The organism is Gluconobacter oxydans (genome assembly GCF_006539685.1).
Lineage (GTDB): Bacteria > Pseudomonadota > Alphaproteobacteria > Acetobacterales > Acetobacteraceae > Gluconobacter > Gluconobacter oxydans.
Window position 1 is genome coordinate 1 of the sequence record NZ_BJNM01000026.1, and the last position, 26,473, is coordinate 26,473.

22 protein-coding genes are annotated in these 26,473 nt (G+C 63.0%); 13 read left to right on the top strand and 9 right to left on the bottom strand.

Going from position 1 to position 26,473, the window contains the following annotated elements:
- Positions 1-197 precede the first annotated feature (197 nt).
- A complete protein-coding gene (locus GOX01_RS10175; protein WP_011253092.1) occupies positions 198-776 on the bottom strand; it encodes a YqaA family protein in 579 nt (192 codons plus the stop codon).
- A gap of 144 nt (positions 777-920) precedes the next feature.
- Between GOX01_RS10175 and GOX01_RS10180 the strand changes: the two genes are divergently transcribed.
- Complete coding sequence (locus GOX01_RS10180) at positions 921-1,469, top strand: cytochrome b (RefSeq protein WP_011253093.1); 549 nt, start codon at positions 921-923, stop codon at positions 1,467-1,469.
- Between the two features lie 352 nt (positions 1,470-1,821).
- Here the strand turns inward: GOX01_RS10180 and GOX01_RS10185 are convergent, their stop codons facing one another.
- The 3 genes from GOX01_RS10185 to ccmA all read right to left on the bottom strand — a co-directional run bounded on the left by GOX01_RS10185 (position 1,822) and on the right by ccmA (position 6,543).
- Positions 1,822-5,142 carry a S41 family peptidase gene (locus GOX01_RS10185; RefSeq protein ID WP_034954439.1) on the bottom strand — a complete coding sequence of 1,107 codons (3,321 nt, stop codon included), beginning with the start codon at positions 5,140-5,142 and terminating at the stop codon, positions 1,822-1,824.
- Positions 5,143-5,245: 103 nt separating this feature from the next.
- Positions 5,246-5,911 (bottom strand): heme exporter protein CcmB, encoded by a 666-nt coding sequence (ccmB, locus tag GOX01_RS10190; RefSeq protein WP_011253095.1) that lies wholly within the window; start codon positions 5,909-5,911, stop codon positions 5,246-5,248.
- The gene (gene ccmA / locus GOX01_RS10195) at positions 5,908-6,543 is read right to left on the bottom strand and encodes a heme ABC exporter ATP-binding protein CcmA (protein ID WP_062269228.1); all 636 of its coding nucleotides are present in this window, start codon (positions 6,541-6,543) and stop codon (positions 5,908-5,910) included. The genes ccmB and ccmA overlap by 4 nt, the downstream gene beginning before the upstream one ends.
- Positions 6,544-6,732: 189 nt before the next feature.
- Here ccmA and GOX01_RS10200 point away from each other — a divergent pair, with 189 nt between their 5' ends.
- Positions 6,733-7,527: an amino acid ABC transporter ATP-binding protein gene (locus tag GOX01_RS10200; RefSeq protein ID WP_011253097.1), complete on the top strand. Its 795-nt coding sequence runs from the start codon at positions 6,733-6,735 to the stop codon at positions 7,525-7,527.
- A complete protein-coding gene (locus tag GOX01_RS10205) occupies positions 7,527-9,053 on the top strand; it encodes an ABC transporter substrate-binding protein/permease (protein WP_011253098.1) in 1,527 nt (508 codons plus the stop codon). Before GOX01_RS10200 ends, GOX01_RS10205 begins: the two co-directional genes overlap by 1 nt.
- Before the next feature lie 33 nt (positions 9,054-9,086).
- On the opposite strand, the gene GOX01_RS10210 is transcribed toward GOX01_RS10205, so the two are convergent.
- From GOX01_RS10210 to GOX01_RS10220, 3 genes are read right to left on the bottom strand one after another with little or no spacing between them, the layout of a single operon-like run.
- On the bottom strand, positions 9,087-10,031 hold the full coding sequence (locus GOX01_RS10210) for a hypothetical protein (protein WP_062269230.1): 945 nt from the start codon (positions 10,029-10,031) through the stop codon (positions 9,087-9,089).
- Between the two features lie 3 nt (positions 10,032-10,034).
- Complete coding sequence (locus tag GOX01_RS10215) at positions 10,035-11,288, bottom strand: AAA family ATPase (RefSeq protein ID WP_034954447.1); 1,254 nt, start codon at positions 11,286-11,288, stop codon at positions 10,035-10,037.
- A gap of 33 nt (positions 11,289-11,321) precedes the next feature.
- Complete coding sequence (locus GOX01_RS10220) at positions 11,322-11,933, bottom strand: hypothetical protein (RefSeq protein WP_062269232.1); 612 nt, start codon at positions 11,931-11,933, stop codon at positions 11,322-11,324.
- A gap of 216 nt (positions 11,934-12,149) precedes the next feature.
- Here GOX01_RS10220 and rimP point away from each other — a divergent pair, with 216 nt between their 5' ends.
- From rimP to GOX01_RS10270, 10 genes are all read left to right on the top strand, one after another.
- Complete coding sequence (gene rimP / locus GOX01_RS10225) at positions 12,150-12,761, top strand: ribosome maturation factor RimP (RefSeq protein ID WP_011253104.1); 612 nt, start codon at positions 12,150-12,152, stop codon at positions 12,759-12,761.
- Positions 12,762-12,795: 34 nt separating this feature from the next.
- The gene (gene nusA, locus GOX01_RS10230; protein WP_011253105.1) at positions 12,796-14,349 is read left to right on the top strand and encodes a transcription termination factor NusA; all 1,554 of its coding nucleotides are present in this window, start codon (positions 12,796-12,798) and stop codon (positions 14,347-14,349) included.
- Complete coding sequence (locus GOX01_RS10235) at positions 14,321-15,001, top strand: RNA-binding protein (RefSeq protein WP_011253106.1); 681 nt, start codon at positions 14,321-14,323, stop codon at positions 14,999-15,001. Before nusA ends, GOX01_RS10235 begins: the two co-directional genes overlap by 29 nt.
- The gene (infB, locus tag GOX01_RS10240; RefSeq protein WP_011253107.1) at positions 14,998-17,751 is read left to right on the top strand and encodes a translation initiation factor IF-2; all 2,754 of its coding nucleotides are present in this window, start codon (positions 14,998-15,000) and stop codon (positions 17,749-17,751) included. Before GOX01_RS10235 ends, infB begins: the two co-directional genes overlap by 4 nt.
- Positions 17,748-18,176 carry a 30S ribosome-binding factor RbfA gene (gene rbfA, locus GOX01_RS10245; protein ID WP_011253108.1) on the top strand — a complete coding sequence of 143 codons (429 nt, stop codon included), beginning with the start codon at positions 17,748-17,750 and terminating at the stop codon, positions 18,174-18,176. The genes infB and rbfA overlap by 4 nt, the downstream gene beginning before the upstream one ends.
- 98 nt (positions 18,177-18,274) lie before the next feature.
- Positions 18,275-19,276, top strand: a complete 1,002-nt coding sequence (gene truB / locus GOX01_RS10250; RefSeq protein ID WP_011253109.1) for a tRNA pseudouridine(55) synthase TruB — start codon at positions 18,275-18,277, stop codon at positions 19,274-19,276.
- Entirely contained in the window at positions 19,236-19,505 is a 270-nt protein-coding gene (gene rpsO, locus GOX01_RS10255; protein WP_011253110.1) for a 30S ribosomal protein S15, read from the top strand. The genes truB and rpsO overlap by 41 nt, the downstream gene beginning before the upstream one ends.
- Before the next feature lie 196 nt (positions 19,506-19,701).
- Positions 19,702-21,852 carry a polyribonucleotide nucleotidyltransferase gene (pnp, locus tag GOX01_RS10260; RefSeq protein WP_011253111.1) on the top strand — a complete coding sequence of 717 codons (2,151 nt, stop codon included), beginning with the start codon at positions 19,702-19,704 and terminating at the stop codon, positions 21,850-21,852.
- 64 nt (positions 21,853-21,916) lie between these two features.
- Positions 21,917-23,335, top strand: a complete 1,419-nt coding sequence (locus GOX01_RS10265) for an NAD(P)H-dependent flavin oxidoreductase (protein WP_011253112.1) — start codon at positions 21,917-21,919, stop codon at positions 23,333-23,335.
- Between the two features lie 3 nt (positions 23,336-23,338).
- Complete coding sequence (locus GOX01_RS10270) at positions 23,339-25,330, top strand: FUSC family protein (protein ID WP_011253113.1); 1,992 nt, start codon at positions 23,339-23,341, stop codon at positions 25,328-25,330.
- Positions 25,331-25,401: 71 nt separating this feature from the next.
- Here GOX01_RS10270 and GOX01_RS10275 read toward each other — a convergent pair whose 3' ends face one another.
- Together GOX01_RS10275 and GOX01_RS10280 are read right to left on the bottom strand one after the other, a co-directional pair.
- On the bottom strand, positions 25,402-25,725 hold the full coding sequence (locus GOX01_RS10275) for a hypothetical protein (protein ID WP_024717148.1): 324 nt from the start codon (positions 25,723-25,725) through the stop codon (positions 25,402-25,404).
- Positions 25,722-26,473 (bottom strand): VOC family protein (locus GOX01_RS10280; protein WP_141259247.1); only part of this gene is annotated, 752 nt, incomplete at its 5' end. The genes GOX01_RS10280 and GOX01_RS10275, both read right to left, overlap by 4 nt.

Here is a 26,473-nt window from a genome sequence, read left to right on the forward strand (position 1 = left end):
TTAGGGGCTGCGCACCGTTTTTTCGGGAGGCATTTGCGGGGTTCCGCTATTTGTCTGGGATTATGTGGGAAATATTTTGATTGTAAAAAATTAACTTAAGGCTGTAGTACTATTGTGAATTGCAATATTTTCGCTATTTGCGACCTCCTTTCCAAAGGGTGTCGAGGGCCCGGAGAGCTTATTTAATAAATTATTTTTTAAAAAATCTCGATCAGAATGATACCAGCTGCGATCAGGATTAGGACTGCGAAGAGGACGAGGGCCAGACGCTTTTCAATGAAGTCGCGGATGGGTTCGCCGAACGTGCGGAGCAGCGCGGCTTCGAGGAAGAAGCGGGCACCACGGGTGACGATGCTGGCGGCGATGAAGGGCAGCAGGGAGAAATGGGCGGCACCGGCCGCCAGCGTGACGAACTTGTAGGGGAGAGGGGTCAGGCCCTTGGCGAGAATGATCCAGACACCGTAATGGCGGAACATGGCCTCAAGGTTCAGGATGCGCTGATCGGCATGATAGAAATGCGCGATCGGCATGCCAATATGTTCCATGAGGAACGCGCCGAGGACCCAGCCGATCAGCCCGCCCGCGACGCTGGCGAGTGTGCAGACCAGAGCCAGAAACCAGGCCCGTTCGCGGTTGGCGAGCAGCATGGGCACGAGCATCAGGTCCACCGGCAGCGGAAAGACCGAGGCCTCCGCCATCGCGACAATGACCAGCCACCATACGGCGCGCGGAGATGCGGCGAGTTCGGTAATGCGCGTGTACAGCAGTGTCAGCATGGGGTCGGATGTTCCTGTGAGAGCGTGCAGGTTGTCCTAGCCGGCCTGCTCCCGCTTGAAAATCCGTAACGCGGCGCAACGTGTGTTCCGGCCAGGGAACGGGTTATAGAAAGCGGAACCGTTCTTCCGGAGTGCTGCCGTTTCATGGACAATACCCTTCCGCCGATCCAGCGTTATTCCCTTGTGGCCAGGATGTTTCACTGGAGCATGGCGGCGATCATCATTCCGCTGTGGCTGCTCGGATTTTATGTGGGGCGGATCATGCCGCATGCGGCGACGCCGCAGAAGGCGCTCCTGCTGCTGATCCATAAGGAGATCGGACCGTTCATTATTGTCCTAACCGTCCTGCGGCTTGTCTGGCGGGCGACGCATCGTCCCCCTGCCATGTCGGCGGAGATCCCTGAAGAGGAGCGTCTGGTGGTTCAGGTCGGGCATTTCGCGCTGTATGCGATGATGCTGGTCGTGCCGTTAACAGGATGGGTGCGGAGTTCGGTTCACGGCCTGCCGATCCCGATGATGTGGGTCGTCGATCTGCCGCCCCTGGCGCACAAGGCACCGGTTTTCGTGCCGCTGGTGAATGTGCTGCACCAGTTCTCGTCATGGGTTCTGGGGATGCTGATCGCCGGGCATGTGATCGCAGCACTGCTTCATCGCTATGGTCGCAAGGACAGGGTCATGGACCGGATGCTCTGAATCCTGATCCATAGAGTGTGCCGTTATTTGATCATGTTCTATTGGATTGTGAAAATAAGCAGGTAAATTATATAAAAAGCATAAAATATTATTAGAAACAGAAAAATTACTATTAATAATAGAGTTATATTGGAAAATACACTTTTATATATGAAAATATTTCTGTGATTTAATATAACATACACAAATAGAAGAACTGAAACCGCAGCCAGAACCGCCAACGAAAATTTCATCATCGGGTCTGACCTGATTTTGTTGAGTCATCAACAGATCTGATGACTGCTCTGCCAGCTGGCATGTCGTTGTATGCTGATGGATCAGCAGTCTGCCGATCCATCAGAACCTTTCAGGATTAACGAGGGGCAGCGGGCTGCTGCACCGGGAAGGCCTCGGGCTTGAGGACCGGGCGCGGATGGTCGGCCATGTCCTTGCGGAGCCAGGCGATGGCGGCGTCGAGCTGCTGGTCCTGCCCGTTGAAGGTGGCGACCGGCATGTTTTCGACTTCGATGTCCGGAGAGACGCCCTTGTTCTCGACCAGCCAGTGTCCGTTCAGGTCGAAATACGGGTTCTCGGCCGTACGGGCATTGCCGTTGTCGATCAGACGATCCCCGTCAGACAGCCAGACGCCGGCACCCGCTGTGCGCTCGCCAAGCAGCGGGGCGATGTGCAGGGACTTGATACCCTGCGAGAAGGTCTCGCCGTCCGAATAGGTCATCTCATCGGAGAGGACGATCAGGCGGCCCTGAAAGGACTGCTGCATGTCCACCGAAGGTGCATTGCCGTAGCGGCCCCAGAACATCCACGGGCGACGCATGAGCTGCGTCAGAACCCAGCTGTCGATATTGCCGCCCGTATTGCCGCGGACGTCTACGATCAGGCCGTCCTTGTCGATATTGGCATAGAACTCGCGGGCGAAAGCTTCCATGTCGTCGCCGACCATGGATTGCAGATGCAGATAGCCGATGCTTCCGTGGCTGGCGCGATCGACGACATCCGCACGGCCGACTTCCCAGTCCCGCGCACGCAGGTCACGCTCTTTCATATAAGGAACGGGCGTTACGATAACCTTGTGTTCCTTTCCGGCGCGCGAGAGCGTCAGGAGAACCTGCTTTCCGGACTGATCGGCAAGCAGCGAACCCAGATCGGGCTGTCCGGCCGTGGGTTGTCCGTTGACGGCGACGATCAGGTCTCCGTCACGGGCATCCACACCCGGAGCCGCCAGTGGGGACTGCTGGTCCGGGAGGTCGCGGTCGCCCTGATAGATGTGATCGATGCGGAAGCCATTGTCTTCATGCGTCAGATGCGCGCCAAGGCCCGCAATGAGGCTGGACGCGGGCTGATCGACGGTTGTGGGCGCGTGGAGCTGCGAGTGCATGGCCCCGATTTCCGCCACCATCTGGCCGAGCAGATCGTCGAGATCCGCACGGTCCCCGAGGCGGTCCACTAAGGGCGCGAAATGGGCGCGCACGGCTTCCCAGTCCACGCCGTGCAGGTCGCGGTCATAGTAATGGTCACGGTGCAGGCGCCAGGCATCCACGAACTCGTCTGACCACTCCTGACCGGGATCGATCCGCAGGCGCAGATGGTCGAGCTCGATCTTCTTGCCCGCCAGTTCCTTGGGCTGCTTTTCACCCGCAGGCGTCAGGAGCAGATCGGGAGCATTCTTGCCCTTGCGGCTGAGAGTCAGCAGGGTCTTGCCGTCGGGCGTGATGTCGAAATCCGAGATCTTCGCGGCGTAGGTTTCGATCTTGTGTTCGTTATTGTCGATATGGATCGACTTCAGATCGCCCGGACCATCGCCTGAACCGGAGCTGTCGATGGTGAACAGATACTCGTCAGAGACGCCGAGACCACTATAGTCGCCGGCCGGGACCGGAGCCTGATACAGGCGTGTCGCAAGGCCAGCCCATTCAATGGCGGGGAGAGCCTTTTTCTTGTCGCCGTCCTTCTTCTTGTCATCTTTCTTGTCGGCATCGGGCTTTTTGTCCGCTGGGTCCAACTCGGTGGCGGGCTGGAACGGGAAGCGTTCTCCGGCCTGAAGAGCCAGGGCGTAAATGCCGGTCCGCTTCGGGAAGGCCGGGCCGATATTGCGGTCACCCCAGGGCGAACCATTGGACAGCGAGAAGGTGCGGTCCGAAAGGAACCACAGCCATTTCCCGTCCGGAGAGAAGCTCGGCGTATAGGATTCGTAGCGTCCGTCCGTGACCCAGTTCGTCTGGCCGGTGGCGGGGACGTAGAGCGCGATCTGACGACGCAGGTTCGCACCACGGGTACGCACGAAAGCCAGAACATGCCCGTCCGAGGACCATGACAGGGAGTCGAAGACGTTGGTGCCGTCCTGTGTGGCGTTATCGACGAGCTTGTCGGCCTTTGTGGAGAGGTCCGTCAGCCACAGCCGGCCCAGAAGATCGGTATGGGCAGCGTATTTTCCGTCCGGCGAGAGCGACAGGATCACGGGTTCGGTCGGGGAAGGCTGGCTGATGGCCTCGCCCTTGCCGCTGCCGTCTGCTGCAAAGCGCCACAGGGCGGAATCGCCGTTGACGTCGCTGAAGGCGATGACGGATTTGCCATCCGGCGTGATCTGGGCGAGGCGCAGGCGCACATTGTCAGGGGTGGCGAGGACGACGACGCGCCGCGGCGAAGCCCCTGCGACGACGACATGGCCCCGCATGGTGAAGGCAGCGGTCTCACCCTTGGGAGAGATGGCCGAGGCGGTCAGAAAGCGCGTGGGCTTCTCCAGCCAGTACGGGCTGCGGGGCAGGTTGTCGGAGGTCAGGTCCACCTTGATGGGGGTGGTCTCGCCGCTCGCCAGATTGAAATCGAACAGGTCCGCGCCCTTGCGCATCACGATATGGTCGCCGGAAATGGAGGCTTCGAGGACGCTGTAATCGGTGAAATGGGTGAGCTGCTTTGCGTCTGTGCCGTCCGTGGCGAGGCTCCAGAGATTGTAGCGACCGTTCTCGTCGGAAATGACGATCAGCCGGTCGCGCCAGGGCATCGGGCGGATGAGATTGGCGTCATGCGTGCCGATGCGCTCGGCTTCCTTGCCGTTCTGAAGATCAAAGCGCCAGAGCTGGGACAGGGCGCCACCGCGATAGGCGCGCATGTGATCGCCAGTCGTGGCCAAGCCGAAGCGGACGGCATAGAGCCAGCGTCCGTCCGGGCTGAGGGCGGCATCATTCACGCCGGAGAGCGGGAAGACGTGTTTTGCGCTGGTCTTTGGATCAATGGCTGTGACGGTCTGGGTGTAATACGGCCCCGTGGCGGCGGGGGCGGCGTAGAGAATGCCGGCATGGGCGTCCCAGCCGATGATTTTCAGCCGCGCGACGTTCTCGAAGGTCAGGCGTCGGGGCGTGCCGCCACTGCGGGGCATAACATAGATTTCGGTCGGGCCGTCGAAATTGGCGGCAAACGCGATCTGGGTGCCGTCCGGGGAAATGACGGGGTGCGGATCAATGGCGTTGGCCCCCTGCGGCACGGTTGTCAGACGCTGGGCCTGACCGCCGGCGAGGGGGACGCTCCAGACGGACTGCTCGGCATTGAACAGGACGGTCTGGCCGGAAATCGAGGGTTCACGCAGATAGCCCGGCTCGGCCTGAGCGACGCCGAGGCCCAGCCCCATCAGGGCTGCGCAGGACAAAAGGGAGCTTCTGAGCGAAGGGCGTTTGGGCATGACGATGATCTCAATATGAAACGAATATGGTCCAGTCGTTTCACAAAGGAGTCATGTCGTCAAAGGCCTGCGGATGACAACCTGTTAATGTATGACACGTCCTTCAGCCCACGGCGGCTTTCAGCCCCTGTCCGGCGGCGAGGGGGCACAGCGGCAGGCAGGCGAAGAGGCACGCTCCCAGCAGATCCAGACTGGCGGCGGGGGATGTTGCAAGCTGTCCGGCATAGGAGGAGGCCGCTCCGAAGATCAGCACAGGCGTTGCGAGTGGCAGAACCAGCAGTGGCAGTAGGACACCGCCGCGGCGCGCGCCAAGCACGATTGACGCTGCCATGCCGCCGAGGAGCGAGAGGGACATTGTGCCCATCGCAAGGCCGAGCAGCAGAAGCGGAAGTTCCGAGCCTTTGACGCCGAGCATGATGCCGAGCGGGATGCTGGCGATCAGCAGCGGCAGGCCGGTCGTCAGCCAGTGTGCCGCCATCTTGGCGAACGCCACGGCAGCCGGGGCCGGGCCGGTCAGCATCAGCAGGTCGAGGGAGCCATCTTCGAGTTCGGCTCCGAACAGGCGGTCCAAAGGAAGCAGGCAGGCGAGCAGGGCACAGACCCAGATGATGCCTGGTCCCATGTGTCGCAGCAGGTCCGGCGACGGCCCGAGAGCCAGCGGGAATAGGCTGCCGCACAGGATAAAGAACAGCAGCGAGGCCAGCGTGTCGGCGCCGAAGCGGAAGGCCAGACGGAGGTCACGGTCGATCAGGGCAAGAAAAGCGGTCATGACAGCCAGAAGGACTCTACATGTGCGAGCGAGGGCAGCTCGTGCGAACGGGTATTGTCGAGGGGAAGCGGGACATGCGTCGTGACGATCATGGCCCCCCCCTTTGCGCGATGGGCTGCCATGACGGCACCGAGGCGTTCAATACTGGCAACATCCAGCCCGACGGTCGGTTCGTCGAGCAGCCATAGCGGCGCGCCGGAGAGCATGACGCGGGCAAAAGCGGCGCGGCGCTTCTGCCCGGAAGACAGGAGGCGTGCCGGAAGATCGGTCAGATGGGTGAGGTCCAGAGCCTCAAGGGCATCAGACAGACTGTTGGTGCCGAGCTTTTCAGCCAGAGCCAGGTTCTGCGCCAGCGTCAGTCCGGGCTTGAGCGCATCCTGATGGCCGAGCCACGCCAGGTCGCCATAACGGATGACTTCCCCTGAATCGGGGCGACGCAGGCCGGAAATCGTGCGCAGGAGGGTGGATTTTCCCGCCCCGTTCGGGCCTGTCAGGATCATGGCATCCCCGGCATCCAGCGTCAGCGACACGCCGTCGAGAACCAGCCGGTCTCCGCGGAAGACCGTGACGTCCTCGACGTCGAGCAGTCGTCCGGGGACGGGGGGCGTGGGGAAGTCAGACGGGCTGGTCATCAAAGGGTCTCATGCGCGGGTTCGGCTCTGTCCCGGTGTGTGTCTTTCTGTTTTAGAGACCCTGCGGACGTGCTTCGCAAGGGCCGCGGGCGAGGTGCACCGAATATGATGATCGTATGAATTGTGCCGCGCACTGTATTAAGGTCTCGATACACTGGCGCAGGTCCGTTATGAGGGCTGCGCGGTCATGTGATCGTGCATCTCTTTTTTCGAGGGTTTCCGGAACTGGCTGATCTGGTGCTGCAGGCGAGTGGTATCGCCAAGTCCTTTGGTGGGAACGAGGTTCTGAAGGGCCTGTCGCTCGACGTGGAGCGCGGCGAACTGATCTCGATGATCGGGCCTTCGGGATGTGGCAAGTCCACGTTCCTGCGCTGCCTCAATTTTCTGGAACATCCGGATGCGGGCTCTGTCCGGATCGAGGATGTGACGGTCGCGTGCACGGGAAAGCACTGGAGCCGCGCCAACGAGGCCGAGGCGCATAAGCTGCGGTCGCATGTCGGCATGGTGTTTCAGGCCTTTAACCTGTTCCCCCACCGCACGGTGCTGGACAACGTCATGATGGCGCCGATCCAGGTCAAGAAAATGTCGCGCGATGAAGCGCAGTCCATCGCCTGCGAACTTCTGGCAAAGGTCGGGCTTGCGGCCGTCAAGGACCGCTATCCGGACAGTCTTTCAGGTGGTCAGAAGCAGCGCGCGGCCATTGCGCGCGCTTTGGCGATGAAGCCGTCCGTGATGCTGTATGACGAGCCGACATCCGCGCTGGACCCCGAACTCTCCGAGGAAGTGCTGTCCGTCATGCGGGCGCTGGATGACGAGGGCATGACGCAGCTTGTGGTGACGCATGACATGCGTTTCGCGCGCGCGGCCTCGGATCGTGTTTTGTTTGTCGAGGGTGGGGAAATCGTCGAGAGCGGTGATCCGGACCTGATGTTCGCCAACCCCCAGGAGGGACGGACACGCCGGTTCCTGCGGACGCTGCTGTGATGAAAAAACTTTTCGCACTTCTGCTGGCGCTTGCCATCAGCTCCGTTTCCATCGCGCTGGCAGACGCGCCCGCTGCATCGCAGGAGCTGCTCTGGGCGTCGGACGGTGAGGCGAATGTGCCTTACGTCTTCCACGATCCTGCCCATGAATCCCAAATGACCGGCTTCGAGTACGAACTGGTCAACGAGATCGCCGCACGGATGCACCGGAAGGTGAAGTTCATCCAGAATGACTGGGACGGCCTGATCCCCGGTCTGTCTCGCGGTCTGTATGGGATGGTGCTCGACGGCATCGAAATGACGCCGGAGCACAAGGCGGCTGTCCTGTTCTCACGGCCCTATTATGTGACGAGCGAGCGCATCATCGTCCGACACGACCAGAACGGTCTGGATACGATGGACGCCCTCAAGGGCCATACTATCGGGACGATCAAGGACACCACGGCGGAGCGGATGCTGCGCCGGCAGGGTGGCTCGAACGTGCGCTCCTATGAAGAAGAGACGAATGCGTTCTCGGATCTGCGGAATGGGCGTCTGGATGCGATCCTGCTCGATGCGCCGATTGCGCTGTATTATGGCAGCATCTCCCCGGACATGAAGCTCGTGGGCGAGCCGATCGGCAGCATGGAATACGGGATCGCGTTCTCACCGGAGAACCGCGCGCTGCGTGATCAGGTGGATGCGGCGCTGGGCGAGATCATCCAGGACGGGACGCTGCATCGTATTCTGGAGCGCTGGAACCTCTGGACGCCTCTGATGGCGAATTACACAGGCGATAACAGCCAGCCGGATATCGCACCGACGGAATGGGACCACTACCGGCAGGCCATGGCGAACACGACTGGCAGCGGCTGGCATGTTCTGGTCCGGCGCTATGTGAGTTTCCTGCCACTGATTGGGCAGGCAGCGCTCATGACGCTGGCGGTGTCGGCACTCGCCATGGTTCTGGCCGTGGCACTTGGGCTTCTGCTGGCGCTGTCCCGGCATTATGGCGCAGCTCCCCTGCGGTTTGTTGCAGGCGTCTATGTTGAAGTCGTGCGCGGAACGCCGCTGCTGATCCAGGTGCTGTTCATATTTTATGGACTGCCGGCTTTCGGCATCCGTCTGTCACCATTCATGGCGGGTGTGCTGTCGCTGGGCCTGAATTACGCGGCCTATGAAGCGGAGAACTACCGCGCCGGTCTGCTTTCCGTGCCGCGTGGGCAGATGGAAGCGGCGATTGCGCTGAACATGACGCACTGGCAGGCGCTGCGTCTCGTGATCGTGCCGCAGGCGTTCCGCACCGTCGTACCCGTCATGACCAACGACTTCATTTCGCTGCTCAAGGACAGTTCACTCGTCTCCGTCATCACGCTGACGGAACTGAGCCAGACCTATGTGCGGCTGTCCTCAACCTATTACGATTATTTCGGAACGGGGATCATGGTCGGTCTGGCCTATCTGCTGCTCGGGCTGCCGTTTGTGCGGCTGGCGCGGATGGCGGAGCGGCGGCTGGGCCGTGGGTTTTCAGGAACCGGGCATCATTGAATAGGGTGCCCGGTTCGTCCTGGGCGGCTCGGTTCAGGCCGGGCGTGGTGCGGACGGGTCGTTGATGAGCGGCGGCACGAGCGTTCCGGTATCCAGCGTTCCGTCAAATCCCTGACGCAGGACGCGGGACCAGCCGATCATCCAGCGGTCCAGAGCATCGATGAACTGGGCGGCGTCCGGGTTTTTGTGAACCGAAGCCTTGTTCCAGTACTGCGGCGGCGCCAGAAGCTGGCGTGATCCATGTTCGATCGGGGCGACGAGCGTCTCTACCGTTTCGATATGAGCGGTGCCCTTGCCAGCGGCCGCGGCATAATACCAGCCGACATTGATCATCAGGCTCGGAATCGGGAAGCCCAGGGTGCGCATCCGCGAAAACGCTGCCGTGATGAACGGGTCCGTGCTGACACTCTGGTTTTCGAGCACGGCATTGCTGGTATAGCTGCATTCCTGCGACACGCCGGCCTTGTCGGAAATATGGGCCGCATAGTCGCGGTCGTCGTGACATGGCGTTTCAAGCTGCTCTGCCAGATCGGCCGGGACGGGCTGCTGCGTGGCACGGACCACGATGACGCCCGAGACGACACCGCGATCCGTGCGGGCCAGAACCTGCTGGGACAGCTCACCATGCGCGCCGCTTCGGGCTGTCAGGATTGGATGCCAGTCACCCGCGGGAAGCGGCAGGGTGCGTCCGGCGATGGTGATGCTGCCATGCTGGGCAATGCCGGGATCGGGCACGCCGATCTGGTCTCCCAGACCCGGAGCCCCGCCGGGCTGGGCGCCCTGCTGCCCATCCGGCTGTGACGCGCCGGACCCTGCATTATACGGTGTTGCCCCCGGCAGGTGCCCCGGAAGCCACGGCATGGCCTTTTTAAGCGCCGGGGTGGGATAGAAGGCCGCCATGCCGAGCGCGCCTACCGTTACGATCACGCTCGTGCGCCAGAGCGGCGCGCGTCGCCAGAGCCGTCCGAATGCCGTCATGGATCAGTGGCTCACCCGGCCAAGCTGGGTTTCGGTATCGCTGGCGATCTCGGTGACGACCGTGCCGTCCTCCTGCGTGACAAGACGGACGCGCTTGGCGCCCTGCTGACGGGCGACGATGAGGCTTTCGCTCACCATGTCCTCGATGGAGCGGACAAGGTCACGCGCGCTCGCGCCGGTGCCGAGGTTCTTCTGCTTGACCATGACCTGGAACAGCACCCCGGCATCGATGCCGCCGGTTTCGACATGCAGGCCGTAGCCTTCGATCATGGCCTCGATCTCGAGTGCCGCGACGCGGGCCAGATCCAGTCCGCGCAGGGCACGGAAAATGAAAATACGGTCCAGACGGTTCAGCACCTCGGGGGCGAAGCCGGACTTGCGCAGGGCCTCCACCGACTCGGCGCGCATCTTCTCAGGTTCGTTGGCGAGACGGTCGGCGATTTCGGTCAGGGCCTCGGTTGCAACGTTGGACGTCAGCATGAAGATCGCGCGGGTCGTGGAGACCTGCTCGCCCGTGGAGGCTTCCGTGACATGGCCGTCGTTCCAGGCGGTGAGGAATTTCTTGAAGACGTCCGGATGGGCCTTCTCGATCTCGTCGAGCAACACCACGGCGTCCGGATGATCCTTGAGGCCGCCGGTCAGCTTGCCGAACGTGTCGGACCCCACATAACCCTTCGGAGAGCCGAAAAGCTGGGTTGCAGCATGGGCGCTGGACATCTGCGTCATGTCGAAATGCAGCAGCGGGCGTTCCATCTGCTTGGCCATCTGCTTGGCCAGATAGGTCTTGCCGGTGCCCGGAGGGCCGGCGAGCAGAAAGATGCCAACGGGCTTGCCGCGGACCTGAAGCGCCAGGCGGCGGCGCATCTGCTGGGCGATGTCTTCGCAGACCTGGTCCTGTCCGATGACGCGGGCGCGCAGCGAGGCGGCCAGTTCGTCGGCGTCGATGACGGTTTCGCGCTGTTCGCGGGCCATGAGCTCTTCAAGGGCTCCGCGGTTTGTCAGACGGCTGAGAACATCCATGATGAGACCTTTCCTGCGGCGCAGTCCGCGACGCGCCAGTTTTTCGGCTGACGTTTCATACGCCAGTCCCGTGACTGCCAGAAGGGCGCTGATGCCTGCCAGCGGAAGATAGAAACGCCGTCCCCATTCGATGGCGGCCCATAGCCCGTTCAGCGACAGGTGTAGCATGACCGCGACCTGAATCACTGCCAGAATGAGGAAGGCCGCCATCATCAGCGGCATGGCCCGGTTGAGCATGGGAACGAGGGACTTGAACACCGGGGCGGTTCCTTACTGGACGATCACGTTGAGCAGGACGCGCTGGTCGAGCGTCATCAGGGCGGGCAGGGCTTCGGGACCGAGGGCTGTCAGCGCTCCGATGGTCAGGGCCGGGGCATGCGGCATGCTGACAGGTGCGATGAGGATCTGCCCGGCTTCGACAATGGGAATGACCAGATGCTGGAACTTGCCCGTCAGGACGACGCGCTGTGTCAGACCCGAGACCGTAACGTCAATGGTCTGGCCCACTGCGCCCGATGCATCCAGCACCGGCATTTCCACGAGCCGCATCTTGCCATCCTTCACCGCCGCGAGAATGCGGGCGCGGTCGGCAGGGCTGAAGCCGCTCTTTGCGAGGGCGGCAGGAGCCTTCGCCGGGGGGAGCATGGAAAGCTGGACCGCGGCGGTCTGGGCAGCCGGCACGGCTGGTGTGCTCTGGGACGGCGGTGCGACCGCAGGGACGGGGGGCGCGGCTGTATTATGCGTGTAGAAAAAGGCCCCGGCTCCGACCGTCAGGGCAGCGATCAGCCCGCCTCCGCCCCGCAGCGCCCGGCTGCGGGATGCCGGTTCGGAGGGCAGCGGCTGGGCGCGCGGTTCTGGACGGGGCTCGTACTGGGAAGTCATTTCAGAACCATCTCACTCCCGACGGCGTCCGAAGACAAGGGCTTTCGAGATATGGGAATGTAAACAAATCTTTCGACTCGCCCAATGGATAAGAGCTTCAGGAACAACGGGATTTGCGTTCCTCTTGCGTCCTGCGGGGAGGTGACTTACATAAGGCACATTCCATTCATCTTCCGCTCATTTGGGGGGTGGCCCTGACGGGCCGCCTTTTTTGTCTTGTCTCAGCAGAACGCCTCTTCCGACATCGAACTGCCCCATCTCACGGGGCTGGAAGCCCGCATTGCGGAGCGGATCGCACCGACGCTGGCCGATCTGGGCTACGAGCTCGTGCGTCTATCCGTTCTGGGACGCGACACCCCGACGATCCAGATCATGGCGGACCGTGCGAACGGCTCCCTGATCTCGGTGGAAGACTGCGAGCAGATCAGTCACGCTGCCGGCGCCATCCTGGACGTTGACGATCCGATCCCCGGTGCGTGGATGCTGGAAGTCTCGTCCGCAGGGATCGACCGTCCGCTGACGCGCGCCAAGGACTGGGAGCGATTCGCCGGCCATCTGGCGAAGGCCGAGCTGGACGTACCGCTCAACGGCCGTCGCCGCTTCTCGGGCACCGTCATGGGCGCACGGGACGGCAATGCCATCATCCGTCTGGATGACGGGACCGAGGCTGTGCTGCCGCTGGTGGACATCCGCAAGGCCCGTCTGGTCCTGACCGATGCGCTGATCGAAGCGAGCGCTGCCCTTGCAGGGGTCAGCTCCGAAGGGGAAGATGGCGGGGAAGCGCGCCAGGCGCCCAAACTGAATCCGAAGAAGCCGGGGAAAAAGTGATGACCCGTCTCATGCTGGCTGGAGGTCCGATCTGATGGACACGTCTGTTACACGTCCCGAACTGCTGCTGGTTGCCGATGCAGTATCCCGCGAGAAGAACATCGACCGCGAGGAAGTGCTCGAAGCCATGGAGCAGGCCATCCAGAAGGCTGGCCGCGCGAAGTACGGGCATGAAAAGGACATCCGTGCGACGATCGACCGCAAGACGGGCGAAGTCCGTCTGAGCCGCTGGACCGAAGCGGTCGAGCATGTGGAGAACGAGGACACCCAGATCCCGCTGCACATCGCCCGCAAGTTCCAGCCGGAAATCCAGGCCGGCGAGCATCTGGTCGATCCGCTGCCCCCGATCGATTTCGGCCGTATCGCAGCGCAGACGGCCAAGCAGGTCATTGTGCAGCGGGTGCGCGAGTACGAGCGCAAGCGCCAGTACAACGAGTTCAAGGACCGCGTGGGCGAGATCGTCAACGGAACGGTCAAGCGTACCGAGTACGGCAACCTCATGGTCGAGATCGGCCATACGGAAGCCCTGCTGCGTCGCGACGAGCTGATCCCCCGCGAATCCTTCCGCAATTCCGACCGCGTCCGCGCTTACATCTATGATGTGCGTGACGAGCCGCGCGGCCCGCAGATCTTCCTGTCCCGCACGCATCCGGCCTTCCTGGCCAAGCTGTTCGCGCAGGAAGTTCCGGAAATCTACGACGGCATCATCGAGATCAAGGCCGTGTCCCGTGATCCGGGATCGCGCGCCAAAATGGCCGTGATTTCCCGCGATGCGGCAATCGACCCGGTCGGTGCCTGCGTCGGTATGCGCGGCTCCCGCGTTCAGGCTGTCGTGGCCGAACTGCAGGGCGAGAAGATCGACATCATCCCCTGGAGCCCGCAGGCTGCGACCTTCGTCGTCAACGCGCTGGCCCCGGCTGAAGTCAGTAAGGTGGTGATGGATGAGGAAGCCGGCCGCGTCGAAGTTGTGGTGCCGGACGAGCAGCTTTCGCTCGCCATCGGTCGCCGTGGCCAGAACGTGCGTCTGGCCAGCCAGCTGACACGCTGGGACATCGACATCCTGACGGAGGCCGAGGAATCGGAGCGTCGTCAGGAAGAGTTCCGCAAGCGCTCCTCGCAGTTCGTCGAGGCGCTGGACGTCGATGACGTGATTGCAGGCCTGCTGGTGACGGAAGGCTTCCACACGATCGAGGAACTGGCCTACACCGATCCGGGCGAGCTGAACGATATTGAAGGCTTTGACGAGAGCGTGGCCGAAGAGCTCATGCATCGCGCTAACGACTATCTGGCCAGCAAGGAACAGGCCCTGGACGACCAGCGCAAGGCGCTGGGTGTCACGGATGACGTGGCCGAGCTGGGAACATTTACGAACCAGATGCTGGTGACGCTGGGTGAGAAGGGTGTGAAGACGCTCGACGATCTGGCGGATCTGGCTGGTGACGAGCTGGTGGAGATCCTCGGTGAGGAGGCCATCGACGAAGATGCCGCCAACGAGATCATCATGGCAGCGCGTGCACACTGGTTCGATGGTGAAGAAGCCGACTCGGCAAAGCCCGAAAATGGTGACGGGGAGTCGACCGACGTCTGATATTTCTGATACTGATAATGGTCCCGTTCGTGGTGCTCTAGGGCGTCGCGGCTCGGAGCGGCGATGCATCGTTACACGAGAGCAGAAGCCGCCTGAAGGCATGATCCGTTTCGTGGTCAGCCCGGATAACCGGGTTGTTCCCGACCTCGCCGGAAAACTTCCGGGTCGGGGAATGTGGTTGAGTGCCAGCCGGGATGTGTTAGATAGCGCCCGCACACGACAGGCTTTTGCCAGAGCAGCCAAAGCCCAGGTGATCGTACCGGACGGCCTGGCCGATCTGGTCGAGGCCGCGCTGGTGCAGCGGATGCTGGACGCAGTCAGCCTGGCTCGCAGGGCGGGTCAGACGGTCTGCGGGTTTCAGAAATGCCGGGAGTGGCTCACTTCAGGCAGGGTAGGGGTGGTGATCCGTTCGGAAAGTGCAAGCCCGGACGAGTTCTCCAGACTGGTGTCGGGCCGGCGTTCTCTGCCGGTGGTGACAGTTCCCGATCGGGTCCTGGAATCGGCGTTCAGCCGGGACCGGGCGGTCTATGCGGTGATGGCGCCAGGAGCGCTGGCACAGCGCCTGATCGCCGAACATGAGAGATTTTCGGGAGTGGCAGGACGTCCGCTCCCAGACCCCGCAGGGGTCAGTAAGGAACAGGCGGAACTATGAGCGACGGCAACGAGCGCAATCAGGACGGAAACAACACCCCATCACAGGGCGGCGAACAGACCAGAAGCAGCCGCCTGTCGCTTCGCCCTGCTGGACGCCAGGAGGTCGGGCGTACTGTGGATGCCGGCTCCGTGCGTCAGAGCTTCAGCCATGGCCGTTCCAAGGTCGTGCAGGTTGAGGTCCGCAAGCCCAAGCGCAATGCGGCTGGCCCGGGTGCCGGTGCGGCGGCCCGTGGTGGCCGTGCGGGTGGTCGTGCCCTGACGGCAGCCGAACTGGCAGCCCGCCAGCGCGCCCTCGAGCTGCAGCGCAAGGCTGCGGCCGAAGAGGCTGCACGGCGTGAGGAAGAAAAGATCCAGATCATGTCTGCCGCCGAGGCCGCGCGTCGCGCCGCCGAGGAAGAGCGTCTGATCAGCGAACAGAAGGCTGCGGAAATCGCGGCTCTGAAGGAAAGCGAGCAGCAGGCTGCCCGCGAACAGGCTGCGGCTGAAGCTGCGGCCCGTGCTGCCGAGCAGGCCGCTGCCGAAGCAGCAGCACGCGAGGCCGAGGAAGCCGCACGTTCGGCTCCGCTCGATCCGCGCAGCCATTCGACCGGCGGCGTGCAGCTTGCTGCTCCGGTCCAGCGTCTGCGTCCGCTCGCCGAGCGTGCCATCATGCCGCCGCGTCCGGTCCAGCCGTCCCGTCCGGCAGCTGCTGCGCCGGCCCGTAACAACGAGACGCTGCATCTGCGTTCCGGCGCTGCCGCCGGTGGTGACGACGAGCGTCGTCCCGCACCGCGCCGCAGCGGTCCGGGCGCTCCGCCGGCCCCGCCGCGTCGTCCGTCCGCTCCGTCCCGCAAGGGTGGCGGCAGCGATCGCCGTTCGGGTCGCATCGACGTCCGCGCCGCGATCGAAGGTGATGACGACAAGACGCGTTCGCTGGCTTCGGTCCGTCGCCAGCGTGACCGCGAGCGTCGTCAGGCCGAGCTGGAGCGTCTGCGCTCCGATCAGGTCCGCGTCGTCCGTGACGTCATTGTTCCGGAGACCATCACGGTCGCCGAACTGGCCAACCGTATGGCGGCCCGTCAGGGTGAAGTCATCAAGGCGCTCATGAAGATGGGCGTCATGGCCACGGCCGCGCAGAGCATCGATGGCGATACCGCCGAACTCGTGGTCGAGGAATTCGGCCACCGCATCAAGCGCGTTTCCGAAAGCGATGTTGAAATCGGTATCGAGGGTGTTGAAGACAACGCTGACGATCTGAAGCCCCGTGCTCCGGTCGTCACGGTCATGGGTCATGTCGATCACGGCAAGACTTCCCTGCTCGATGCGCTGCGCACCACGGATGTGGCTGCAAGTGAAGCCGGTGGCATCACGCAGCATATCGGCGCGTATCAGATCACGGCGCCGTCCGGGAAGAAGATCACCTTCATCGATACGCCGGGTCATGAGGCCTTCACCTCCATGCGTGCCCGCGGTGCATCGGTGACGGATATCGTGGTGCTGGTGGTGGCTGCGGATGACGGTGTGATGCCGCAGACGATCGAAGCCATCAAGCACGCCAAGGCGGCCAATGCTCCGATCATCGTGGCGATCAACAAGATCGACAAGCCGGGTGCCAATCCGAACCGCGTGCGTCAGGAACTGCTGAACCACGAGATCGTGGTTGAGGAAATGGGTGGCGACACCCAGGACGTCGAGGTTTCGGCTCTGAAGCGGATCGGTCTGGACAAGCTCGAAGAGTGCATCCTGCTCCAGTCCGAAATGCTGGATCTGAAGGCCAATCCGGATCGCGTGGCCGAAGGTGTGGTGATCGAAAGCCGTCTGGATCGTGGACGTGGCCCTGTTGCCGCCCTTCTCGTCCAGAAGGGCACGCTGCGCCGGGGTGACATCGTGGTGGCCGGTGCCGAATGGGGCCGTGTCCGTGCGGTGCTCGATGACCGTGGCCGTCAGGTCAAGGAAGCCGGTCCGTCCATGCCGGTCGAAGTGCTCGGCCTGACGGGTGTGCCGGGTGCGGGTGAGCCGTTCGTCGTTGTCGAAAACGATGCGCGGGCCCGTGAGATCAGCGAGTTCCGTCAGCGGAAGATCAAGGAGAAGGAAGCAGCCTCGCAGGTTGCTGCCCGTGGTACCCTTGATCAGATGCTGGCCCGGATCCAGGCCGGTGTGCAGAAGGAAGTTGCCCTTCTCATCAAGGCTGACGTGCAGGGTTCGGCGGAAGCCATTTCCACGACCGTGCAGAAGCTGGCCCATGAGGAAGTGGCTGTCCGCGTCCTGAACGCCAGTGTCGGTCAGATCACTGAAAGCGACATCCAGCTTGCCAAGGCGTCCGACGCCATCATCGTGGCCTTCAATGTCCGTGCAACCACGCAGGCCCGTGAACTGGCCCAGCGCGAGGGTGTGGACATCCGCTACTACTCGATCATCTACCAGGTGGCGGATGACGTGGAGCAGCTGGTCAAGGGTAAGGTTGCGCCGAAGCATCGCGAGAAGTTCCTCGGCTACGCAGAGGTCCGTCAGGTGTTCAACATCACCAAGACTGGCAAGGTCGCGGGTTGCTATGTCACCGAAGGTCTCGTCAAGCGCGGCTGTGGCGTGCGTCTGCTGCGTGACAACGTGGTCATTCATGAGGGCGAGCTGAGCCAGCTCAAGCGCTTCAAGGATGACGTCAAGGAAGTGGCCCGCGGTTACGAGTGTGGTCTGTCCTTCGCGGGTTACAATGACCTGCGCGAAGGCGACATGGTCGAGTGCTATGAAATGGAAGTGATCCCGGCTTGAGCTCCCGTTCCAGACATGACGTGAAAGGTCCCGCGGGCGTCTCCGCTCACGGGCCCAGCACCCGCCAGCTCCGGGTGGCCGAAGAGGTCCGCCGGGTTCTGGCGGAGCTGTTCGCTCGGACCGAATTCCGCGATCCGGAACTCCTGGATGTGCGAATTACGGTGACGGAAGTCCGCATCTCTCCGGATTTCAGACATGCCACGGCTTTCGTGACGCGTCTGGGGCGGAGCGATGTGGAGGTTCTTCTGCCCGCCCTGAAGCGGGTGGCGCCTTTCCTGAGAACGGGGCTTTCCAAGGCTCTCAATCTCCGGACGGTGCCGGAGATCCACTTCCAGCCCGATACGGCGCTGGATAACGCCATGGAACTCGACGAGATCATGCGGTCTCCGGAAGTTCAGCGGGATCTGAACTCCAAGCCCGAGTGACTTTTTCAGAAAACGCCTCTCACCTTCGGTGAGGGGCGTTTTTGCATTCCGGCCCCCTGCTGGTCTATCAGCGGCCTTCAAAAGCAAGGACGGGATGTATGGGCAGGAAACGTGGACGCGATATCGACGGGTGGCTGATTCTTGACAAGCCGCTGGGGCCGACCTCCACGGATATGGTCAACAAGCTGCGATGGGCTTTTGATGCGAAAAAGGCCGGTCATGGTGGAACGCTCGATCCGCTGGCGTCCGGTGTGCTGCCGATTGCGTTCGGCAAGGCCACCCGGACCATTCCCTACATCATGGACGCGACAAAGCGTTACCGCTTCACCCTGACTTTCGGTGAAAGCCGGACGACGGATGATCTTGAAGGCGAGGTTCTGGCGACATCTCCGAACCGTCCGACCGATGACCAGATCCGTGCTGTTCTGCCGGCACTCACCGGTAATGTCATGCAGGTGCCTCCAGTTTTTTCGGCACTCCGGGTCGGGGGAGAGCGGGCCTATGACATGGCGCGGGCCGGCCGGCCGCCTGAACTTCCGCCGCGTCCGGCGCGGATCGATTCGATAACGCTGGTGGAACGTCCGGACGCCAATACGGCCGTCTTCGACGTCCAGTCAGGCAAGGGCGTCTATATGCGCTCGCTCGCGCGTGACATTGCGCTGGCCTGCGGAACGGTCGGGCATATTTCGGTGCTGCGGCGGACGAAGTGCGGGCCGTTCGATCTGAGCCACGCACTGACGATCGATCAGATATCACTGGACAAATCGACTCAAACTGTGGACAACGCCGATGCTCTTCCGGCTCCTCTGCTGGATGCGGCGACCGCGCTGGTCGACATCCCGGCGCTGGCCGTCACCGATGCGGAGGGAAGGATGCTTGTCTGGGGGCAGTCGATAGACCCCGCGGACCTCGTGCATCCTCTGCCGGCATCGTCGCAGGGGGAAGACCACCTGTGGCGCGCGATGATCGGAGAGCACGTGCTGGGTCTGTGTCATGTCCGTCATGGGCGGCTCAGGGCAGCGCGTATGCTGGAAAACCACGAGTTTTTTGGAGAACACGATGTCGATTACCGCAGAACGCCGCACGGCACTGATTTCTGAGTACAAGCAGAGCGAGACGGATACGGGTTCGCCGGAAGTGCAGGTTGCAATCCTGTCCGAGCGTATCGTCAACCTGACCGAGCACCTGAAGACCCACAAGAAGGACTTCCACTCCCGTCGTGGTCTTCTGATGATGGTCGGTCAGCGTCGTAGCCTGCTGGACTATCTGAAGCGCAAGGACCAGGCCCGTTACCAGAGCCTGATCGAGCGTCTCGGCCTGCGTCGCTGAGCTAGATCTGTCCGGGAGCCTGCTCCCGGACACCCCGCCATCGCCTGTCCGGCGGTGCGGGTGCGCGACCGGCGTTTCAGGCCACATGGTGTCATGTCGGGGGCTTCCCGTCATCACCGCCATGCCGTCCGAAACGCTGCTCCGCCACCTGCCGGACGCCCGGGGATGGTGTCATCCTTAATTTGGGAAAACATGCATGTTTGATTATTTCCGCAAGGAAATCGAATGGGCCGGACGCCCCCTGATCCTGGAGACCGGCAAGGTCGCACGCCAGGCAGACGGCGCCGTCATGATCACGTATGGCGACACGGTCGTGCTCTGCACCGCCGTTGGCGCCAAGAGCGTCAAGCCGGGACAGGACTTCTTCCCGCTGACGGTCAACTACCAGGAAAAGGCTTATGCCGCCGGCAAGATCCCGGGTGGGTTCTTCAAGCGTGAAGGCCGTCCGTCCGAAGCCGAAGTCCTGAACGCACGTCTGATCGACCGTCCGATCCGTCCGCTGTTCCCGGAGAACTTCCGTAACGAAGTCCAGATCACCGCAACGGTCCTGAGCTACGACAACGAGAACGATCCGGCCCTCGTGTCGCTGATCGGCTGCTCGGCTGCGCTGACGCTCTCCGGCATTCCGTTCTTCGGCCCGGTCGCCTGCGCGCGCATCGGCCGCATCGACGGCAAGCTGGTCGTGAACCCGACGCATGACGAGATCAAGGATAGCACGCTCGACCTGATGGTCGCCGGTACGGCCGAAGGCGTGCTGATGGTTGAATCCGAAGCCAGCGAGCTTTCGGAAGAGACGATGCTCGAAGCCGTCACGCTGGGTCACACGTCCTTCCAGCCGGTCATCGATGCCATCATCGCGCTGGCCGAGCACGCTGCGAAGGCACCGTGGGATCTGCCGTCGCTGACGAAGGAAGAAATCGCTCTTCGCAAGCGCGTCGAGAAGGTCGGCAACAAGCTGATGGCGGACGCCTACAAGGAGCGTCAGAAGCAGGCTCGTTACAAGAAGGTCGCCGAAGCCAAGGACCGGATCAACGAGATCCTGGCCGACGAAGGTCTGGACGTCGAACTCGCCAAGCCGATGCTCAAGGAGCTTGAGGCACAGGTCGTTCGTGGCTCCATCCTCAAGACGGGCATCCGTATCGATGGCCGTGACCTGAAGACGGTCCGCCCGATCCTGGCCGAAGTCGGCATCCTGCCGCGCGCCCATGGTTCGTCCCTGTTCACGCGTGGCGAGACGCAGGCCCTCGTGGTCGCAACGCTCGGCACGGGTCAGGACGAGCAGATCATCGACGCGCTGGAAGGTGAATATCGTTCCAACTTCATGCTGCACTACAACTTCCCGCCGTATTCGGTCGGTGAGTGTGGCCGCATGGGCTCTCCGGGCCGTCGTGAAATCGGTCACGGCAAGCTGGCATGGCGCGCAATCCACCCGCTGCTGCCGAGCAAGGAAGCCTTCCCGTACACGATGCGTGTGGTTTCCGAGATCACGGAAAGCAACGGTTCGTCTTCCATGGCAACCGTCTGCGGCTCCTCGCTCGCCCTGATGGATGCCGGCGTTCCGCTGCCACGTCCGGTTGCCGGCATTGCCATGGGTCTGATCAAGGAAGACCGTGGTTACGCCGTGCTGTCCGATATCCTGGGTGATGAAGATCACCTCGGCGACATGGACTTCAAGGTGGCCGGTACGGCTGACGGCGTGACCGCGCTGCAGATGGACATCAAGATCACGTCCATCACGCCGGAAATCATGAAGATCGCTCTGGAGCAGGCCCGTGAAGGCCGTATCCACATCCTCGGCGAAATGGCCAAGGCCCTGACGGAAGGCCGTGGCGAGGTTTCGGGCAATGCTCCGAAGATCACCACGATCTCCGTGCCGAAGGAAAAGATCCGCGACGTGATCGGTTCCGGCGGTAAGGTGATCCGCGAGATCGTCGAATATTCGGGTGCGAAGGTCGATATCGGTGACGATGGCACCGTGACGATCGCTGCTTCGAATGACGAGCAGGCCCAGAAGGCCATCGCCCGCATCGAAGGCATCGTCGCCGAGCCGGAAATCGGCCGCATCTATGAGGGCAAGGTCGTCAAGACTGCCGATTTCGGTGCGTTCGTGAACTTCCTCGGCCCGCGTGACGGTCTGGTTCACATCTCCGAACTGGCTGAAGGCCGCGTTGCGAAGACGTCCGATGTCGTCAAGCAGGGTGATGCCGTGAAGGTCAAGGTCATCGGATTTGATGACCGCGGCAAGGTCAAGCTCTCGATGAGGGTTGTCGATCAGGCCACGGGCGCCGATATTACGGAGAGTGTGGGGGCCAAGCCTGGCCGTCCGCCCCGTCGCGACGCCGAATGAGTGTTGGGGCGGGGCTCGCAAGGCCCCGCCTTTTTTTTCTGAGTTTCGGAGACAGCCAGTCCCCATGAAATCTATTGATACCCTCCGTTTTGGTGGTCAGGATGTGCTGCCTCTGATCGAAGGGGGCAAGGGTGTTTCCGTCTCCACGGGCGTCTCGGCCGGACACTGGGCTGCCGCCGGCGGGATCGGAACCATCTCGGCCGTCAATGCGGACAGCTACGATCAGGACGGCAATCCCGTTCCGCAGATCTATCACGGTCGCACGCGCCGCGAGCGCCAGCAGGAGCTGATCCGCTACGCGATCGACGGCGGCATTGCCCAGGCGAAAATTGCCCACGACATCTCGGGCGGCAAGGGCCGGATCAACGTCAATATCCTGTGGGAAATGGGCGGGGCCGAGGAAGTCATCATCGGGATCCTCGAAGGGGCTCCCGGACTGGTACATGGCGTGACCTGTGGTGCGGGCATGCCGTATCGCCTGTCCGACATCGCGGTGCGCTTCGGCATTCCGTATTACCCCATCGTGTCCTCGGGGCGCGCCTTCAACGCCCTGTGGCGCCGTGCCTACAGCAAGGCTCCGGAACTGCTGGGTGGCGTTGTCTACGAGGATCCGTGGCGTGCGGGTGGCCATAACGGCCTCTCCAACACGGAAAATCCGCTGTCTCCGGAAGATCCCTATCCGCGCGTTCTCGAACTGCGCCGCGTCATGCGCAATTATGGTCTGGGCGAAACGCCGATCATCATGGCCGGTGGCGTCTGGCATCTTGAGGAATGGCAGGACTGGATCGGCAATCCGGAGCTGGGGCCGATCGCGTTCCAGTTCGGAACCCGTCCGCTCCTGACGCAGGAAAGCCCGATTCCCAATGCCTGGAAGCGCCGTCTCCTGACGCTGAAGAAGGGGGATGTGTATCTCAACCGCTTCTCCCCGACCGGGTTCTACTCCTCGGCCGTCAAAAACAGCTTCCTGAACGATCTGCGCGACCGCTCCGAGCGTCAGGTGCCGTACAGTCAGGAATCCGGTGACGGATATGAGGCGTCTTACGGCGTCGGTGCCCGCAAGCGCGAAGTCTTCGTGCCGGCGGCCGATCGTCCGCGGATTGCCGAATGGGAAGCCGCCGGCTTCACCGAGGCCCTGCGCACACCGGATGACACGCTGGTTTTCGTGACGCCGGAAAGCGCGCGTGAGATCCTGGCCGACCAGACGGCCTGCATGGGCTGCCTGTCGCAGTGCCGCTTCTCCAACTGGATGCAGAAAGAGCCGTATACGACAGGCCAGAAGGCTGACCCGCGTTCCTTCTGCATCCAGAAGACGCTCCAGACCATTTCCCACATCCCGCCCGGAGCGGATGATGATGTGATCATGGACCACAACCTTATGTTTGGCGGCACGAATGCGTGGCGCTTCGGGACGGATCCATTCTACGCGAACGGCTTTGTCCCGACGGTCGGCCAGCTCGTGGAGCGTATCCTGACCGGTCGCTGAGACATGGTCCGTGACCCTCTCTCCTCTGGTCCGTCGTCCCGGCCTGCCCTGAATCGGGGCAGGCCGTTCGACTTTCTGACGCAGTTTCTGGCGCGGCACTCGGTCCCTGTCAGTCCGGAGCAGATCGCTCCGGCCGAAGGGAGCCGGGCCGCGGTCGCCACGGTCGTGGCGCTTCTTCCCGCAATTTATGAACATCAGGCCGTGCTGGCCTGGGCTGCGTTTGCGGCGTTCTGGAGCTGCCTGATCGAGCCGGGCGGGACGGCCCGCGAACAGCTCCGCATCCTCGGCCTGTTTACGGTGGCCGGCGCGATCCTCGGCGGCGTGACCTCCCTCATCGCCGTGTATCCGCTCTGGGGCGTGCTGCCCTGGCTGGTCTTGACAGGCCTGCTGGTGGGTATGGCCCGCGCGCTGACGCCGTCCATGGCGCTGCTCTGCGTGCTTCTGGGCTGCGTGATGCTCGCGGGGACAGGGTTCCCGGCCCATGGACTTCAGGATGCTCTTGTCATTGGCGGGGCATTCGGGGGGGGCGGTCTGTGGGCCACGCTCCTGTGTCTCGTCATCTGGCCGCTGCATCCCTATGCACCCGCGCGGCGGGCCGTGGGGGGCTGTTACCGGCTGCTGTCGGTCATGGCGGGCGAGATCGCGGCGGGACGGCTTCAGGAAACCGTGCACCGGCAGAACGTCCGCACGGCAATCGAGCGTGCGCGCGGGATGGCGCTTCAGATCGATGCCGGGCATGCGAGTTATGGCATGCGCGGGCGTCTGATTGCGTCCCTGGCCGGGGCGGAGCGCCTGTTTACCGCGATGCTGGCCGTCGAGCATCTCGTCGAGACACGCGGTCTGGACTTCGAGGCGCGCGGGACGCTCGCCGCGTTTTCCGCGCTTTGCCAGCATGCCAGTGACGCCGCACTCGACCCCGCACCGGACCTTGGCCATCTGGCCTCTGAGGGGCTGGCGCTTGCGGGGAGCATTCCCGCGACGGCGGGACCGATCGGGGAACTGGTCGCGACAAGTGCGCGGACACTGGGGACGCTGGCCGAAGGGCTCGCGCAAAAGGAGCGCCTGCCATTCGATGCCGAACTGCCCCGGCATGTCGCCCGGCTGACGCCGGCGATCTGGCAGCATACGCTGCGCCTCGTGGTCGGTCTGCTGGCGACCTACATGACCACCTGGTGGCTGGGACTTGATTACGGGTTCTGGGCGCTGGTGGCGGTGCTGCTGGTGATCCAGCCATCCGGACAGACAACGCTGGTGCGGGCGCTGGAGCGTGTGCTCGGGACCGTGGGCGGTGGCGTCCTGGCGCTGCTGCTGACGCCGTTCCTGCCGGGCTCGGCCCAGATGCTGGCGGCGGTGGCGGTGTTCGTGATCGGTGCCATCGCCATGCGGGCGGTCAACTACACCATGCTCGTCGTGTTCATCAGCGCGCAGTTCATCGTCGTGACGGAAATGATCATGCCGTCGCAGGGCGTGGCGTGGATGCGGATGCTCGACAACACGCTCGGCAGCGTGATCGGGCTGCTCTGTGCCTTCATCGTCTGCCCGCAGCGCCGGGGCCAGGACATGGATGGCCTGTTGCAGACGGCTGTGGTTGGAAATCTGCGTTATCTGGCGGCCGTTCTGAAACGGGAAGATCCCGTCATGACGGACCGCATCCAGCGTCAGGCCGGCATCGATACGACGCGCGCGGAGTTCGCCCGGGGTTCGCTGCCCGTTCTGGGGGGTGTATCCGCCGTTGGAGAACGCGCGACGCAGGCCCACGCCCTGTTGCGGGCGCTGCGCCGGCTGAGCGGCGAGGCGACCCTGCTTCGTTTCGATATCTCTGCCGGGCTGTGTGAGGGCGATGCGCAGGCCGGTGAGCGCTGGAGCGCTACGGCGGCGGCTCTAGAAGCGGGTGGGCCGCTGGCAGATGTCGCCCTGAAGATCCAGAACGGGGAAATCATGGCCGAGATCGCGGCTCTGGAACGGGCCGGGCGCGGGGATCGCGCCGCTTCCTGAAAACAGGACGGGCAGAGACGGAACTCCGTCTCCCCCCGTTGGTGCCTCAGGCTCCGAAAGACGCGCGGGCGTCAGTGATGGCCGCCACCACCATGACCGCCGCCGCCCATATGGCCTCCGCCACCCGGGCCGCCACCGCCGGGACCACGCCCGCCAGGTCCGCGTCCACCGCCAGGGCCACGGCCGCGATAGGGACCGACGCCATAGCCCGGGCCCCAGCCGCCACCCCAGCCACCGCCCCAGCCGGTGTCGTAGCCGCCATAATAGCCACCGCCGCCATAGCCGCCGTAACCGTCATAACCATACCCGTCATAGCCGACGCAGCCGGACAGCATGCCGAGCAGGCAGAGCACACCGCCAATGCGGGCAAAGGTCTTTGTTGTCCGACGGATCATTTCGCGTCTCCTGTCAGGCCGGTGTCATGCAACTCCATGACGCCGAAGGCGGCGCCTGCCGGATCGGCAAGGACGGCGATCATGCTGTTCTGGTGATCGAGATGCGGCTCCACCAGAACGCGGCCCCCAAGCTGCACAGCTTTTTCGGCCGCACTGCCCACACTGTCCACCTGCACGAAGCTGAGCCAGCGGGCCCGCGCGTTCGGCGGCAGACGCGGTGGGAGCGGATTGACCGTTGCCCGGGCCACGGACTGCGATTCAAGGATATAACGCTGGTTGGTGTCAGGCGCCGGCGCGGCTTCGACCTGATAGCCGAAGAGCTTCTGGTAGAACCCCGCGCTGGCAGACGGCGTGGAGGTCAGAAGCGCATTCCAGATCCAGTCGCCCTGTACCGTAGGATCCGTATCGTTCGGATCGCCATGCGGAGCATGCAGGCTCGCAAAGAGGGCACCCTGCGGATCGGCGATGATGGCCTGTTCGCCCCGGCCCTGGATCATGGTCGGGCGGAACAGCACCTTGGCGCCCCACTGACGCGACGACTTCGCCAGTGCGGAGACGTCCGGTGCTGAAATGAAAGGCAGCCAGAGCGGATGGGGTGGGTTGTCGGTGTCGGGCAGGGGGCGCTCGACCAGACCGGCTACGACATGCCCGTTCACGAGGGCTTCGTCGTAATGCCCGCGGGAGACAGGGCGGTCCTGAAAGGTCCAGCCCAGAAGGCCACCGTAAAATGCCTTGGCCCTAGGTGTTC